Origin of the sequence: Mitsuokella jalaludinii, from assembly GCF_928722185.1 — a bacterium.
In the GTDB taxonomy this organism is placed as follows: Bacteria; Bacillota; Negativicutes; order Selenomonadales; family Selenomonadaceae; genus Mitsuokella; species Mitsuokella jalaludinii.
Genome location: NZ_CAKMXA010000001.1, coordinates 1,957,878 through 1,970,834 on the forward strand (window position 1 = coordinate 1,957,878; position 12,957 = coordinate 1,970,834).

At 59.6% G+C, this 12,957-nt stretch carries 13 protein-coding genes and 3 tRNA genes; 10 read left to right on the forward strand and 6 right to left on the reverse strand.

Annotated features, from left to right (window positions below; translation table 11 throughout):
* The first annotated feature begins 91 nt into the window (after positions 1 to 91).
* Positions 92 to 1,468 (forward strand): MFS transporter, encoded by a 1,377-nt coding sequence (locus QDI87_RS09130; protein WP_036376183.1) that lies wholly within the window; start codon positions 92 to 94, stop codon positions 1,466 to 1,468.
* A 56-nt stretch (positions 1,469 to 1,524) separates the two neighbouring features.
* On the opposite strand, the gene nagA is transcribed toward QDI87_RS09130, so the two are convergent.
* Positions 1,525 to 2,688, reverse strand: coding sequence for an N-acetylglucosamine-6-phosphate deacetylase (nagA, locus tag QDI87_RS09135; RefSeq protein ID WP_036376186.1), 1,164 nt, complete (start codon positions 2,686 to 2,688; stop codon positions 1,525 to 1,527).
* Positions 2,689 to 2,861: 173 nt separating this feature from the next.
* On the opposite strand from nagA, the gene QDI87_RS09140 reads away from it, so the two are divergent.
* From QDI87_RS09140 to QDI87_RS09150, 3 genes are all read left to right on the forward strand, one after another.
* Positions 2,862 to 3,665, forward strand: a complete 804-nt coding sequence (locus tag QDI87_RS09140; protein WP_036376189.1) for an HAD family hydrolase — start codon at positions 2,862 to 2,864, stop codon at positions 3,663 to 3,665.
* Positions 3,666 to 4,520: a histidinol-phosphatase gene (locus QDI87_RS09145; RefSeq protein WP_036376194.1), complete on the forward strand. Its 855-nt coding sequence runs from the start codon at positions 3,666 to 3,668 to the stop codon at positions 4,518 to 4,520.
* Between the two features lie 280 nt (positions 4,521 to 4,800).
* Positions 4,801 to 5,013: a hypothetical protein gene (locus QDI87_RS09150; RefSeq protein ID WP_036376198.1), complete on the forward strand. Its 213-nt coding sequence runs from the start codon at positions 4,801 to 4,803 to the stop codon at positions 5,011 to 5,013.
* Positions 5,014 to 5,084: 71 nt separating this feature from the next.
* Here QDI87_RS09150 and QDI87_RS09155 read toward each other — a convergent pair whose 3' ends face one another.
* Entirely contained in the window at positions 5,085 to 5,672 is a 588-nt protein-coding gene (locus tag QDI87_RS09155; protein WP_036376200.1) for a hypothetical protein, read from the reverse strand.
* A gap of 103 nt (positions 5,673 to 5,775) precedes the next feature.
* Between QDI87_RS09155 and hydF the strand changes: the two genes are divergently transcribed.
* From hydF to QDI87_RS09185, 6 genes are all read left to right on the forward strand, one after another.
* Positions 5,776 to 7,002, forward strand: a complete 1,227-nt coding sequence (gene hydF / locus QDI87_RS09160; protein WP_036376204.1) for a [FeFe] hydrogenase H-cluster maturation GTPase HydF — start codon at positions 5,776 to 5,778, stop codon at positions 7,000 to 7,002.
* Positions 7,003 to 7,090: 88 nt separating this feature from the next.
* Positions 7,091 to 7,969 (forward strand): hypothetical protein, encoded by an 879-nt coding sequence (locus QDI87_RS09165; RefSeq protein WP_278743070.1) that lies wholly within the window; start codon positions 7,091 to 7,093, stop codon positions 7,967 to 7,969.
* A gap of 144 nt (positions 7,970 to 8,113) precedes the next feature.
* Positions 8,114 to 9,049: a homoserine O-acetyltransferase MetA gene (gene metA, locus QDI87_RS09170; RefSeq protein ID WP_055161001.1), complete on the forward strand. Its 936-nt coding sequence runs from the start codon at positions 8,114 to 8,116 to the stop codon at positions 9,047 to 9,049.
* A 75-nt stretch (positions 9,050 to 9,124) separates the two neighbouring features.
* Positions 9,125 to 9,784 carry a hypothetical protein gene (locus QDI87_RS09175; protein WP_278743072.1) on the forward strand — a complete coding sequence of 220 codons (660 nt, stop codon included), beginning with the start codon at positions 9,125 to 9,127 and terminating at the stop codon, positions 9,782 to 9,784.
* Between the two features lie 27 nt (positions 9,785 to 9,811).
* Positions 9,812 to 10,858: a [FeFe] hydrogenase H-cluster radical SAM maturase HydE gene (gene hydE / locus QDI87_RS09180; protein WP_278743074.1), complete on the forward strand. Its 1,047-nt coding sequence runs from the start codon at positions 9,812 to 9,814 to the stop codon at positions 10,856 to 10,858.
* A 39-nt stretch (positions 10,859 to 10,897) separates the two neighbouring features.
* On the forward strand, positions 10,898 to 11,800 hold the full coding sequence (locus QDI87_RS09185) for an ROK family protein (RefSeq protein ID WP_278743076.1): 903 nt from the start codon (positions 10,898 to 10,900) through the stop codon (positions 11,798 to 11,800).
* A 73-nt stretch (positions 11,801 to 11,873) separates the two neighbouring features.
* Here the strand turns inward: QDI87_RS09185 and QDI87_RS09190 are convergent, their stop codons facing one another.
* The 4 genes from QDI87_RS09190 to QDI87_RS09205 form a co-directional block, all read right to left on the reverse strand.
* Positions 11,874 to 12,632: a sulfite exporter TauE/SafE family protein gene (locus QDI87_RS09190; protein WP_278743381.1), complete on the reverse strand. Its 759-nt coding sequence runs from the start codon at positions 12,630 to 12,632 to the stop codon at positions 11,874 to 11,876.
* Positions 12,633 to 12,727: 95 nt separating this feature from the next.
* Positions 12,728 to 12,802 (reverse strand) — tRNA-Glu (locus QDI87_RS09195).
* A gap of 2 nt (positions 12,803 to 12,804) precedes the next feature.
* Positions 12,805 to 12,879: transfer RNA gene (locus QDI87_RS09200), tRNA-Glu, on the reverse strand.
* Position 12,880: 1 nt separating this feature from the next.
* Positions 12,881 to 12,955, reverse strand: a tRNA-Glu gene (locus QDI87_RS09205).
* Positions 12,956 to 12,957 lie beyond the last annotated feature (2 nt).

Here is a 12,957-nt window from a genome sequence, read left to right on the forward strand (position 1 = left end):
GGGAAATATGTATCAGTATAATAAGATTTTTAAAGTATGCGATTAAAATAAATGGGGTTGTGATATATTTTTTGGGGATTCAGGTGATTGTATGACTTTGACGGATCGCGAGAAGATCCTGTTGCCCATGATGATGTCGGCCTTCGTGACGCCGTTCACGGGCAGTGCCCTGACGCTCTCGCTGCCGGATATCGGACTCGCTTACGGCGTCTCGGCTAATGAACTCGGCTGGGTGCTCGAGATTTTTCTGCTCGCCTCCATCGTATTCCTGCTGCCGATGGGCAAGATGGCAGACCGTTTCGGCAAGCGGCGCATCTTTCTCTTGGGGACGACGCTCTTCACATTGTCCTCCGCGCTCTGTGCCGTCATGCCGGATATGGGCTTCCTGCTCGTGGCACGTGCGCTGCAGGGCCTGGCGGCATCGATGCTGTATGCGACGAACATGTCGATCGTCGCGCTCTGCTTTCCGACGACGCAGCGCGGCCGCGCGCTCGGCTGGATGGTCTCGATGGTCTACGTGGGCCTGGCCTGTGGCCCGGTACTCGGCGGACTGCTCAATTACTACGCGGGCTGGCAGAGCATCTTCCTCTCCATCACGCTCGTCAGTCTTGCCTGTACCTGCGCGACATTGCGCTACCTGCATCAGGAATGGAAGGAACAGGAGGTGACAGGCGTCGATGGCAGGGGCGCACTGCTCTACGGTCTCGCGATGATCTTTGCGATGTTCGGTCTGTCGGAGCTGGCGGAACTCTCCTGGGCTTGGAGTTTGCTGCTCCTGGGGATGGTGCTTCTCGGCGCATTCCTCTGGCACGAGTGCAGGACGAAAGATCCCATCCTGCCCGTCTTCATGCTCGTCGAGAACCGCGTCTTTTCGCTGTCGAATCTCACAGCGATGATCGACTACAGCGCGACATTTGCCATCAGCTTCTTGCTGTCGATTTACCTGCAGTCGGTCCTCGGCCTTTCGTCTCGCGAAGCGGGCCTCATGATGCTGATCCAGCCTGTCATCATGGCTCTGCTTGCCCCGACCGCGGGCAAGCTGTCGGATAAATATCAGCCGGCGAAGATAGCAGCCTTCGGCATGGCTGTCACGGCGCTCGGGATACTGGGCCTCGTCGCGGCCGTACGGCTGCAGTCGCTCTGGCTCGTCGTGCCGGTCGTCATCGTCATCGGCGTCGGCTGTGCCTTCTTTGCTGCGCCGAACAACAATGCCATCATGGGGTCTGTCGCCAAAAGGCACTACAGCCTCGCGACGGCGATGATTGGCACGGTGCGTCTCGTCGGGCAGGTCGTCTCGGTGGCCATCGTGACGATGGTCCTGTCGCTTGACTGGGATTCGCTGACGGAGATGGAGGAACTCGTCTACAACATCGAGCTATCGTTCATCGTCTTCACCGTGCTCTGTGCCATCGGCGTCTTCCCCTCCTGGGCAGCCCGGCTGAAGAAGGGTGATGGGAACGTAGGATAGGATAGCAAGAATCCCCGCCTCTCTGGCATGAGAGGGCGGGGATTCTTGCGTGGTGGTCATGCATGCCAGGCGTCGCGTCCGGCGACAATCGTGCGCTGGACGTTCAGCGCATTGTCAAAGATCGTGATGTCTGCATTTTTGCCGACGCTCAGCGAGCCGAGCTTGTCGTAGAGGCCAAGCTCCGCAGCCGGCGTCTTGGTGACCGCCTCGATGACCTCTTCAATCGGTGCACCGGTGTTTTCGCGGAAGATGCGCAGGCCGTCGTTCATGCAGAGCACGCTGCCGGCAATCGTGCCGTCCTCGAGCGTTGCGAGCGTGCCCTTGACGAAGACCTTCTGGCCGCCAAGCTCGGACGGACCGTCGCCGAGTCCGCAGGCGCGCAGGGAGTCAGTGATGAGGATGAGGTGGTCCTTCTTGAGGCGGTAGACGAGGCGCTGTACGGCTGGATGGATGTGGACGTTATCGACGATGAGCTCGCAGTTGGCATCCGTATCGAGTGCGGCGCCGACGACGCCGGGATGCCGCTGATGCAGGCCAGTCATCGCATTGAAGAGATGTGTGATGTGCTTGGCACCGTACTGCTCGATGGCCTGGCGCGCCGTCTCGTAATCGGCTGCCGTGTGGCCGAGCGAGACGACGATGCCGCGCTCATGGCAGTCGGCGATGAACTTGCCCTGGTCGTGCAGCTCCTCCGGTGCGACGGTGATGATCTTGACGATGTCCTCATATGGTGCAATCTTCTCGAAGTCGGCCTTAGCGATGTTCTTTTCGGCCTGGGCGCCTTTCTTGGCCGGGCTGATGAACGGTCCTTCCATGTGGCAGCCGAGCACGCGTGCGCCTTCTTCGCGCGCCATGGCCTCGCGTACGTGGCGGAAGGCGCGTTCGAGCGTCGGGAAGTCGTACGTCATGGTCGTGGGCAAAAAGGAGGTCACGCCGGTCCTGGCCTGGAAGCGCTGCATCTTCCGGATGGCTTCCGGCGTGTCATCCATCGTATCGGCGCCGACACAGCCGTGGATGTGGACGTTGAGAAAGCCCGGCGCGACATAGGCTCCGCGCGCGTCGATGCACGCCTCAAGTGCCGCCCGCTCCGCTTCCGATACGGAGGCGGCGGGACAGATTTTCTGGATGGTCTCATCGAAGAAGAGCGCGAGTCCTTCTTCTACGGCAAAGCGCCCCGCTTTGTCTGGTACGATGAACCGGCCGTTGATGATTGCTTTCATGGATGTTCCCTCACTATCTTAGAATCGTTGCTTTTATTATACACCATCGCGCATGATGGCAGAACCGTCTGGCAGGAATTGAAAAGTATCGGCGATTCCTGCTATAATGAAGAGGAATTTTGTGGTGTTGCATCAGCTGCTGCAGGCGGCATGTTGAGATTGTGAGGGATGGTATGATCAAGATCATTTTTTCGGATATGGATGGGACGCTGCTGGACGAACATGGCAATGTCCCCGAGGGATTTGACGAGATAGCGGAGGAACTCCAAAAGCGCGGCGTCATGTTTGCGCCGGCCTCCGGGCGGCAGTACTACTCACTCGAGGACAGCTTCATGAAGTACAAGGACCGCTTCCTGTTCCTCGCGGAGAACGGCACGGTCGTCATCTACAAGGGAGAGAAGATCTTCACGTGCCCGATGGACAAGCAGATCGCGCAGCAGGTGCTCAAGGTAGTCGAGCCATTCCCGGAGATTTACGGCGTCTTCTGCGGCACGAAGAACGGCTACGTGCTTTCCCGGCAGTACACGGATGAATTCCTGCAGGAACTCCACAAGTACTACACGCACTCTGAACCGATCCCGTCGTTCATCGATGTGCCGGATGAACCGGTCAAGGTGTCCCTGTTCGATCCGACGGGCCGCGCGGAAGAGACGATCTACCCGCTCGTGCGTCAGTTCGAGAAGGACCTGCAGGTTGTCCTGGCCAGCGATTACTGGGTAGACCTCATGAATCCTGGCATCAACAAGGGCGTGGCCGTCAGGGAAGTGCAGAAGCGCTTCGGCATCCGCCCTGAGGAATGTGCCGCGTTCGGCGACTACATGAACGACGCCGAGATGATGGAAGCCGTCTCGTACAGCTTCGCGATGGGCAATGCGTACCCTGCAATCAAGAAGCTCGCGCGCTTCGAGACGGGTACAAATGTGGAGAAGGGCGTCCTGATGGGCATCGAGCGCCTGATGAAGGAAGGACTGATTTAAATGCGCATGGACTATCACATGCATTTCGAGAAGGGTTCCTACGACGAGACATGGGTCGAGGGCTTCTTCGAGGCCGCCAAGAAGCGCGGCCTTGCGGAGATCGGCATCTCAGAGCACTCACACACGTTCCCGGAATTCAAGGACCTTTACTATGAAGACCTCGTACTCGATGATTCGTTCATCGGCACGTTCCAGCAGCAGTGGCTCAAGAGCAACAAGTTCAAGTACACGCTCGACGAGTACTTCGCCTTCATGCACAAGCTGCAGCAGAAGCATCGCGTCAAGATCGGCATCGAGGTCTGTAACTTCCAGGACCAGGCGAAGGTACGCGACATCCTCAAGGATTACGATTTTGACTACATCATCGGCTCGGTGCATTTCCTGCGCGGCTGGGCTTACGACTCGTCGGAAATCAAGGCGGAGTGGGAGAAGCACTCGCTCGAGGACATCTACGAGTGGTATACGGAAGAAGTGGAGAAGCTCGCGGACTCCGGCCTCTACGATGTGCTCGGCCATCCGTTCAACATCCGCCTGTTCCGCTACCTGCCGGATTTCGATGTGACGCCGTACCTCACGCGCGTGGCGAAGGCGCTCAAGAAAGCTGATATGGTCGTCGACGTCAATACGGGCACGTACTACCGCTATCCCATCCACGAGATCTCGCCATACCCTGATTTCATGAAGCTCGCGGCTCATTATGACCTGCCCATCATCACGACTTCTGATGCGCACAAGCCCGAGGATTGCGGCAATTACAATGAGATGGCTGTCGACTACGCCAAGAGCTTCGGCTATGCGGGCAGCATCCGCTTCGACAAGCGTCAGCGTACGCTTGTTTCGTTCGATTTGGAATAAATTTCATATATTGTATCATGATTATTATTGTTTTACCCCTTGACGAATGGAACCGGTAACGTTATAATAACATCGAACCGAGAAAAACAACTCAGCTTGAGGAAAGTCATCTGATTAGCAAGATGGTGGCACAGACTGATGAGCCACATGCGAGTTCTTCTTGAGAGCCATCACATGTAGGGAAGTTTGTCTTGTAGTCTGGATGATTGACAGAAGTGAGTCGTGGGTGTTTGTTACCATTACTTTTTTGTTATTCATGCAGTTTCAAGGAGAGATTATCGTGAAAGTACAGATTTATTCGCAGTGGATGGAAGAAGTTTATGTGCCGGTCCGCGTGAGACAGTTTGCCAAGGCAGCGAAGCTCATGGGCAAGAGCTTCGAGCAGTATGCTGCCGCGGATAATGTGAAAGCTGACAAGGCCGATGAGCGCGAGCTCGTCGAAAGCTGGCTGAGTAAGCGCTCTGCTGCAATCGCTGCAGAGGGCGTTGCCTGAACACACGCGAAAATACAGAAGACTCGCCGTCTGGCGAGTCTTTTTTTATGCCGTTGAGCCTCGGTCAATGCTCAATGGAGTTTTTTGGCTGTCTCTGGCATCTGCGGAGCATGCGGGATGGAGAGGGCGACGTGCTGAACGGCCGCGGCCGTTTCGCGCATCATCGCCGGGGTCTTCTCGGCCCAGATGCGCTGGACCTTCTTGCGGAAGCCTTCTGCCGAGAAGGGGTTCTTCTTCTGGGCGGCGACGTGCTTCCTGATGACAGACTGGCATTTGTCCGATAGCTCGATGTCGCGCTGGGCGAGCAGGATCTGCAGCGTCGTGTCGACGAGGTAGAGGTGCAGGGTCTTGTCCTGCAGGCTCTTCTCTGTCGGCATCAGTCCCTCTTTGAGGTTGTGGAGCGACAGCGGCGCATCGCCCCAGCCCTCCTTGAAGATGCCGTCAATCTGGTAGAGCAGGAAGAGCAGGCCGTCCTGCTCGTAGAAGGCGAATTCCATCTCACCCGTGCGGAAGGCCTCGCGCGCGATGACGTCCGTGCGCGAGAGTTGCAGGATGAACATCGCGCCGTTGGCGTCGACCTGGAACATCGCGCCGTCGGCCTGCGTGGCAATCGGCATCGGGAATTTCTGGCCAATCTCAAAATTCGTGTACTCACTCATGTTGTATCCCTCGTTTTCTTCGTATGTGCTCTTTCTATTTTACCACAATCTCATGGGTGGGAACATCCGGCTGTGCTATACTTAGGGAAAAGGGGGAATGAGCATGAGCCTCAATGATACACCGCGCGCGATGCGCCTTCACATCGGCCTGTTCGGCCGCCGCAACAGCGGCAAGTCGTCTCTTATCAACGCGTTGACGGGACAGCATGTCGCGACCGTCTCGGATGTTCCGGGCACGACAACAGACCCGGTCTACAAGTCGATGGAGATCCACGGCATCGGTCCCGTCGTCTTCATCGACACGGCAGGCTTCGACGACAGCGGCAGCCTCGGAGCGTTGCGCGTCGAGCGCACGAGAGATGCAGCGAAGGAGACGGACATCGCCCTCGTGCTGCTTTCAACCGGTCCGGATGATGGAGCAGGAGCGGCAGGGAATGAAGATGCCTTTCGCTGGCTCGAGCAGCTGAAGAGGCGCGGCGTTCCCGCCATCTCCGTCATCAGCCGCATCGATGAGAGCACGGCGGCCGCATCTCTTGCGCAGGTCATCGAAGCGAGGACAGGTGAGCGTTCCGTGCTCGTCAGCGCTGCGACGGGCGAGGGTCTAGCGGCGCTGCGCGCGGAAATCGCGCGCCATTTGCCAGAGGACTACCGGGCGCGCAGCATCACGGCCGAGGTCTGCGAGAGCGGGGATGCAGTCCTGCTCGTCATGCCGCAGGACATCCAGGCGCCGAAGGGACGCCTGATCCTGCCGCAGGTCCAGACGCTGCGCGAACTGCTCGACCGCAAGTGCCTCGTCTCGTGCTGCACGACGGACTGCCTGCCCGCGATGCTCGCCTCGATGGCAAAGGCACCGGACCTTGTCATCACGGACTCGCAGGCATTCCGCACGGTGCATGCGCAATTGCCTGCCGACAGCCGCCTGACCTCGTTCTCGGTGCTGTTTGCGGCTTACAAGGGCGAGGCGCCGTTCTTTGCGGAGTCGGCCCGCCGTCTGCGCGCACTGCCCGCCGATGCAAAGATCCTGATCGCCGAGGCCTGCGCCCACAAGCCACTGCGCGAGGATATCGGCCGCGTCAAGCTGCCGCGCCTGCTCAAGAAGGTGCTCGGCGATGCAATCACCGTGACGGTGACAGCGGGCCGCGACTTCCCCGAGGATCTCACGCCCTTCGACATCGTCATCCACTGCGGCGCCTGCATGTTCAACCGCGCCTATGTCATGAGCCGCGTCGCGGCCTGCCGGAGCGCGCACGTGCCGATGACGAATTACGGTATGGCCATCGCCGCACTGCTCGGCATCCTCGACGATGTCGCGATACCAGGTGTTGACTGATTGTGGCTCGTTTTAGTTGGCTGTCCTTGCTGTACCTGCATGAATACGATACAATAGAAGAGAAACAAATACAACAGAGGTGAGTAACATGAAACACGCATCCTGCATTACGGCGAGACTGCTCCTGCTGCTCGTCTGCTTCTTGTTCATGCCGCTCGGCATTGTGCGGGCGGAGGGCTGGTACTGGCTGTCGTCGGACAGCAAGTACAGCAAGTATTTTGAACCGTCTTCTGTTCACGTCACGCACAGCGCGGAGACGAGCCACGGCTCCGTCGCGACGGAGATTACGGCATGGACGAAGACGACGTACAGCTACGAGGGCGCCAAGGAGACGCTCGACAATTACGGCCTTAGCGGCCTGATTCCTGACCCCGCGCAGCTGTCATACAGCCTTGCGGAGGTGGCCATCAATCCGCAGAACAGGACCATCCAGTACACGAAAGAGGATTTCTACAACCCGCAGGGCGCAGTCATCTGGTCGAAGGTGGACGGGCGCGTGAAGGAGATTACGAGCCAGCAGTTTGATGAGGCGTTCTATGATGCCATCGTCGATTCGGTATTCGGTGTCGGCGAGGTGGACAGGGCCAGCGCCAAGGACCGCTGGCTCACGCTTTACTCGCATGCGGACGTCGATGGCACGCAGACGCATGTGACGGCCGACACGACGACGATGCGCATGAAAGGCGACAATCTGCTCTTCTGGCAGTGGTCCGAGCACAAGGACGCCGACGGCAATGTCACGAAGGTCACCTTCATGAAGCGGACGGTCAATCTGCCGCAGGGAACAGAGCGCCTGATCCGCGCGGAGACCTGGACGCCGTCTCAGGGATGGCAGGATGTGGAGAGCGGTCTCGACGGCGCTTATCACATGATTGCGGCCGATTCGCCAGCGTATCAAGGGCTCCTGCAGCTGCGCGCCTATGCGAAGGCCAATGCCAGCTGGGTCCATCGCTACAGCATCTGGTGAGTCGATATACGGGAATCAAGCGGGCAGATCTCTTTTATTCAAAGGGGTCTGCCTTTTTGTGTACAGACTGTTGGATGTGATATAATAAGAAATATTGTATTTGTTTCCGTTTTACTGCCGTGGCATGTGGAAGGAAGTGTTTTCATGCCAATCAAGATACCGAACAACTTGCCGGCCGCCCATATCCTCGAAGGAGAAAATATCTTCGTCATGGATGCGGACCGCGCTTACAGCCAGGATATTCGCCCGCTCAAGATCCTCATACTGAACCTCATGCCGATCAAGTACATCACCGAGACGCAGCTCTTACGCCTGCTCGGCAATACGCCGCTGCAGATCGAGGTGGACTTCATCTACACCGAGTCGTACACGCCGAGCCATACCTCGCAGGAATACCTGACGGAGTTCTACGGCACGTTCGCAGAAGTCCGCCACAAGAAGTACGATGGCATGATCATCACGGGCGCGCCCGTTGAGATGATGCCATTCGAGGAAGTCGCCTACTGGGATGAGATCTCGGAGATCATGGAGTGGAGCAAGACGCATGTCTACTCGACGTTCCACATCTGCTGGGGCGCGCAGGCCGGCCTCTACTACCACTACGGCGTCCCGAAGTACCAGGTGCCAGAGAAGATCTTCGGCGTCTACAAGCATCACCTCTGCGTCGAGCACGAGAAGCTCTTCCGCGGCTTCGACGATGAGTTCTTCGTGCCGCACTCGCGCCATACGGAGAACCACCGCGAGGACATCGAGAAGGTGCCGGAGCTCACAATCCTGGCGGAGGCCGAGGGGGATGCCGGCGTCTACGCCATCGCCAACCTCAAGAAGCGCCAGTTCTTCATCACGGGCCATGCAGAGTACGACCCGCTGACGCTCAAGCAGGAGTACGACCGCGACGAGAAGGCTGGTATGCATCCGAAGATCCCGCAGAACTACTATCCCGATGACGATCCGACGAAGAAGCCCATCGTGCGCTGGCGCAGCGTCGCGCACCTGCTCTTTGCCAACTGGCTCAACTACTACGTCTACCAGGAGACGCCGTACGTCCTCGACGAACTCTACAAGGAGAGCGACGACTGAGTGCTTCACTAAACTTTCAGCCGACAGCTCTATACTGATGGTGTCACGATACAGCACGATACAGGAGGGAATCTCATGAACAAGTTCAAGAATACCTGCCTCGGCCTGATGGCTGCTGCTGCCTTCTTCACGGCAGTGCCGGCCTGTGAGGCGGCCAGCATAGATGTGCCGGAGAATGTCTTCCAGTGGGTCCAGTCGACGGCGCGGCAGAATTACTACTTCAATAAGGAGCAGATGTGCTACGCGGTCAATCCAAACGGGGAAATCGATATCGGTACGCTGATCGTGCCGACGCTGCGCACGTTCGATGATGTCCAGAAACAGGATGTCATCGACAAGCGCCGCTGGAAGATGCTGTCAGTCAAGGGGTACGACGACCTCGTCGGCTGTGCCGACTACCTCGCCATCGACCTGCGCGACAGCACGATAAAGGTCACGAAGCATGACGACCTCGACAGCACGTGGTCGGCGCTCGACTCGACTGTCGACGCGGCAACCATCGACATGAAGAAGCTCTCGGGCAAGGATGTCGACTCGAAGTTCTGCAACGCTGTCCTGCAGTATGCGGCCAAGCATCAGGATGAGCTCATCGCGCGCACGAAGGGCAAGCTCAGTGCAGCCGATGCCAAGATCCTCAAGACGAAGAAGGACCCGCTGTTCCAGCTTGCAGCCGCGCCGCAGTCAGCAGATGCCGACAGCACGGCCGGCACGGCGAAGCACCGCGCGAGGAAGTAAGAGGATAGATCTGAGAGGAGGTGCGGCGTGCAGCAGCAGGAACTCGAAGTGTGCGTGAAGCGGGCGGAAGCGTCGCATGTGCTGACACGCGAGGAGATCACAGCACTACTGGGCGCACCGGAGGTGGAAGAATGCCTCGCTGCGGCTGCTGACCGCGTGCGCCATGCATTTGTCGGCGACGGCGTGCACCTGCGCGGACTCATCGAATTCTCGAACATCTGCCGCCAGAACTGCATGTACTGCGGCCTGCGGCGCGAGAACGGCAAGGTCGAGCGCTATCGGCTCGACGCCGATACCATCGTGGAGCTCGCGCACAAGGCAAAGGGCTACGGCTATCAGACTGTCGTCCTGCAGTCGGGCGAGGACCTGTATTTCACGGCAGAGCGTCTCGCTGCCATCGTCCGTCGCCTCAAGGAGCTCGACCTCGCGGTGACGCTGTCGGTGGGGGAGCGCAGCTATGAGGAGTACGCACTCTGGCGCACTGCCGGTGCCGACCGCTATCTGCTGCGCATCGAGACGACGGACGAGGCGGTCTACGAGCGCTGGGACCCGGGCATGGACTACGCGAACCGCGTGCGCTGCCTGCGCGACCTGCGCGCGCTCGGCTATGAGGTCGGCACGGGGACCCTCGTGGGCCTGCCGGGGCAGAGCCTTGCTTCGATTGCGGCAGACATCCTGTTCTACCAGCAGCTCGATGCGGACATGGTCGGCATCGGCCCCTTGATCCCGAATCCCGACACGCCGCTCGGCACGGCGGTGCCTGGTGACTTTCACCTGACGCGACGCATGGTCGCCCTGCTGCGCCTGCTGCTGCCCGAGGCCAACATCCCCGCAACGACGGCCATGGAGACGATGGTGCCGCACGGCCGCGAGCTCATCCTCGCGTCGGGGGCCAATGTCGTCATGCCGAATGTCACCGAGGGCGACCCGCGCCGCAACTATGCCCTGTACCCCGGCAAGGTCTGCGTGGCCGACACGCCGGCCGCCTGCCGCAGCTGCATGAGCGGCCGCATCCGGGCGATGGGGCGCTTCGTCGCGAAGGATAAGGGCTTTCGCCGACACCGCCAGTCGTGAACCGATGGTGCCAAGAACGAAGAGAGAGGAGAGGATGTTATGCGTGCATATGCTGTCATCGATATCGGCGGCACGGCCATCAAGTACGGCTGTGCAACAGAGGAGGGCCAGTTCCTCGAGAAAGCTTCCCGCCCGACCAGAGCGGGGGCCGTGAGCATCCCCGATGCGGTCCTCGCCATCGTCAAGGACATGGCAGCGCGCCATGAGCTTGCGGGCATCGCCATCGATACGGCTGGCATCGTGCGGCCGGGCGAGGACGGCGAGATCGTCTTTGCCGGTGAGACGACGTTCCCCGGCTACAGCGGCACGAAGCTCGGCCGCATTGTGCGCGAGACGATGCAGCTGCCCGTGCTCGTCGAGAACGACGTCAATGCTGCGGCGCTCGGCGAAGTATGGCGCGGTGCGGCCCGCGGCGCATCCTCTGCCTTCATGATCACGGTCGGCACGAACCTCGGCGGCTGCTTCGTGCAGCAGGGCTGCATCTGGCATGGTGCGAGCTTCAGCGCCGGCGAGATCGGCTATCTGCGCCTGCACAATGAGAAGCGCATCTTGGAGGACGTCGCCTCGACGCGCGCCATGATCCGCGAGGCTGCCTTCTCACACAACATGAGCCCCTCAGAGCTCACGGGCGAGACGGTCTTCGACTGGGCGCGCGAAGGCGACGAGGAGGCATTGGCGGCCATCCAAGGACTGGCTGACAACCTCGGCGAGGGCCTAGCGGCCGTCTGCTGCCTGCTCAATCCAGAGGTCATCGTGCTCGGCGGCGGTGTCATGGCGCAGAGCGAGGTTCTCGGGCCGCTGCTCGAGCGGCGCCTCGAGCAGCTCGTCATGCCTGCCATGCGCGTAAAGACACGCCTCGCCTTCGCCGTACTCGGCAACGATGCCGGCATGCTCGGCGCGCTCTACGCGCTGCTGCAGCAGGAACATGTTGAAGTGCAGTGAAGATAGGAAATGACAGAGAACAGGAAAAGCCATCCGCGACAGCGTGCGGATGGCTTTTTTGTTGTCTTGTGGATCAGTGGAACAGGATCATGACGAGGCCGCCGACGGCCGGCATGCCGACGATGAAGACGCGAAGCAGGGGGAGCGGAGCGAGGTGCGTCATCTTCGCACCGAACCAGGCGCCGATCATGAGGCCGACGAGCGTTTGGATGAAAATCGGGAAGTCGAGCCGACCGTTGAAGAGGTAGCTCAGGCCGCCTGCTGCCGAGATGGGCAGGATGACCATCATGCAGGTGCCGATGGTCTGCAATAGCGGCACGCCGAAGACGACCATGAGGGCGAGCTGGATGTAGGCCGCCGCGCCGATGCCGAAGGCACCGGAGAGGAAGCCCATGAAGAGGCCGATGGCGATGCCGTAGATCCAGAGCTTGCGCCCCGTCAGAGGCTCCTGACGGATCTTGATGTGGCGGCCGAGCCATTCGGCCTGGTACATCTTGATGTAGAGTGTCAAAGCGCTCGAGGCGAGCATGATGCCTGTGATTGCGCTGAGGATGGCGGACGGCACGATGTTGGAGAAGTTGGCGCCGAGATAGGCACCGGCGATGCCGCCTGCGCCCATGATGGCACCCGTCTTGACAAGCACCTCGTGCTGGCGGAAATGGCTGATCGTGCCGGACAGCATCGTGAAGACCATCGAGGCGAGGGCCACGGCGAGCGCTGTGTGGATGGGCACGTGGAAGCCGACGGTCAACAGGGCAATCGTGACGCCGGCGCCGCCGGCCCCGACAAAGCCGATCAATGCGCCGAGGGCGAGCATGGAGGCGAATAGCAAGAGAATCATCCTTTCTGATTTCTGATGTTTGTCTGAGCGCGCTTTGAGAGAAGCAAAAAAGCCAGGAGCAACTGCATCCTGGCTGTGATATACAATGGTGACACCTATGGGATTCGAACCCATGAACCCGGCGTGAGAGGCCGGTGTCTTAACCGCTTGACGAAGGTGCCGATGGTGACGCCTATGGGATTCGAACCCATGAACCCGGCGTGAGAGGCCGGTGTCTTAACCGCTTGACGAAGGCGCCGTGGTGACACCTATGGGATTCGAACCCATGAACCCGGCGTGAGAGGCCGGTGTCTTAACCGCTTGACGAAGGTGCCAC

What these genes read in the sequence shown, in the direction of transcription:
- QDI87_RS09165 (WP_278743070.1), top strand. Translation starts at nt 7,091, where the DNA reads ATGAAACACGCATCCTGCATTACGGCGAGACTGCTCCTGCTGCTCGTC.
- metA (WP_055161001.1), top strand. Translation starts at nt 8,114, where the DNA reads ATGCCAATCAAGATACCGAACAACTTGCCGGCCGCCCATATCCTCGAA.
- QDI87_RS09175 (WP_278743072.1), top strand. Translation starts at nt 9,125, where the DNA reads ATGAACAAGTTCAAGAATACCTGCCTCGGCCTGATGGCTGCTGCTGCC.
- QDI87_RS09145 (WP_036376194.1), top strand. Translation starts at nt 3,666, where the DNA reads ATGCGCATGGACTATCACATGCATTTCGAGAAGGGTTCCTACGACGAG.
- QDI87_RS09130 (WP_036376183.1), top strand. Translation starts at nt 92, where the DNA reads ATGACTTTGACGGATCGCGAGAAGATCCTGTTGCCCATGATGATGTCG.
- hydF (WP_036376204.1), top strand. Translation starts at nt 5,776, where the DNA reads ATGAGCCTCAATGATACACCGCGCGCGATGCGCCTTCACATCGGCCTG.
- QDI87_RS09140 (WP_036376189.1), top strand. Translation starts at nt 2,862, where the DNA reads ATGATCAAGATCATTTTTTCGGATATGGATGGGACGCTGCTGGACGAA.
- QDI87_RS09185 (WP_278743076.1), top strand. Translation starts at nt 10,898, where the DNA reads ATGCGTGCATATGCTGTCATCGATATCGGCGGCACGGCCATCAAGTAC.
- QDI87_RS09155 (WP_036376200.1), bottom strand. Translation starts at nt 5,672, where the DNA reads ATGAGTGAGTACACGAATTTTGAGATTGGCCAGAAATTCCCGATGCCG.
- nagA (WP_036376186.1), bottom strand. Translation starts at nt 2,688, where the DNA reads ATGAAAGCAATCATCAACGGCCGGTTCATCGTACCAGACAAAGCGGGG.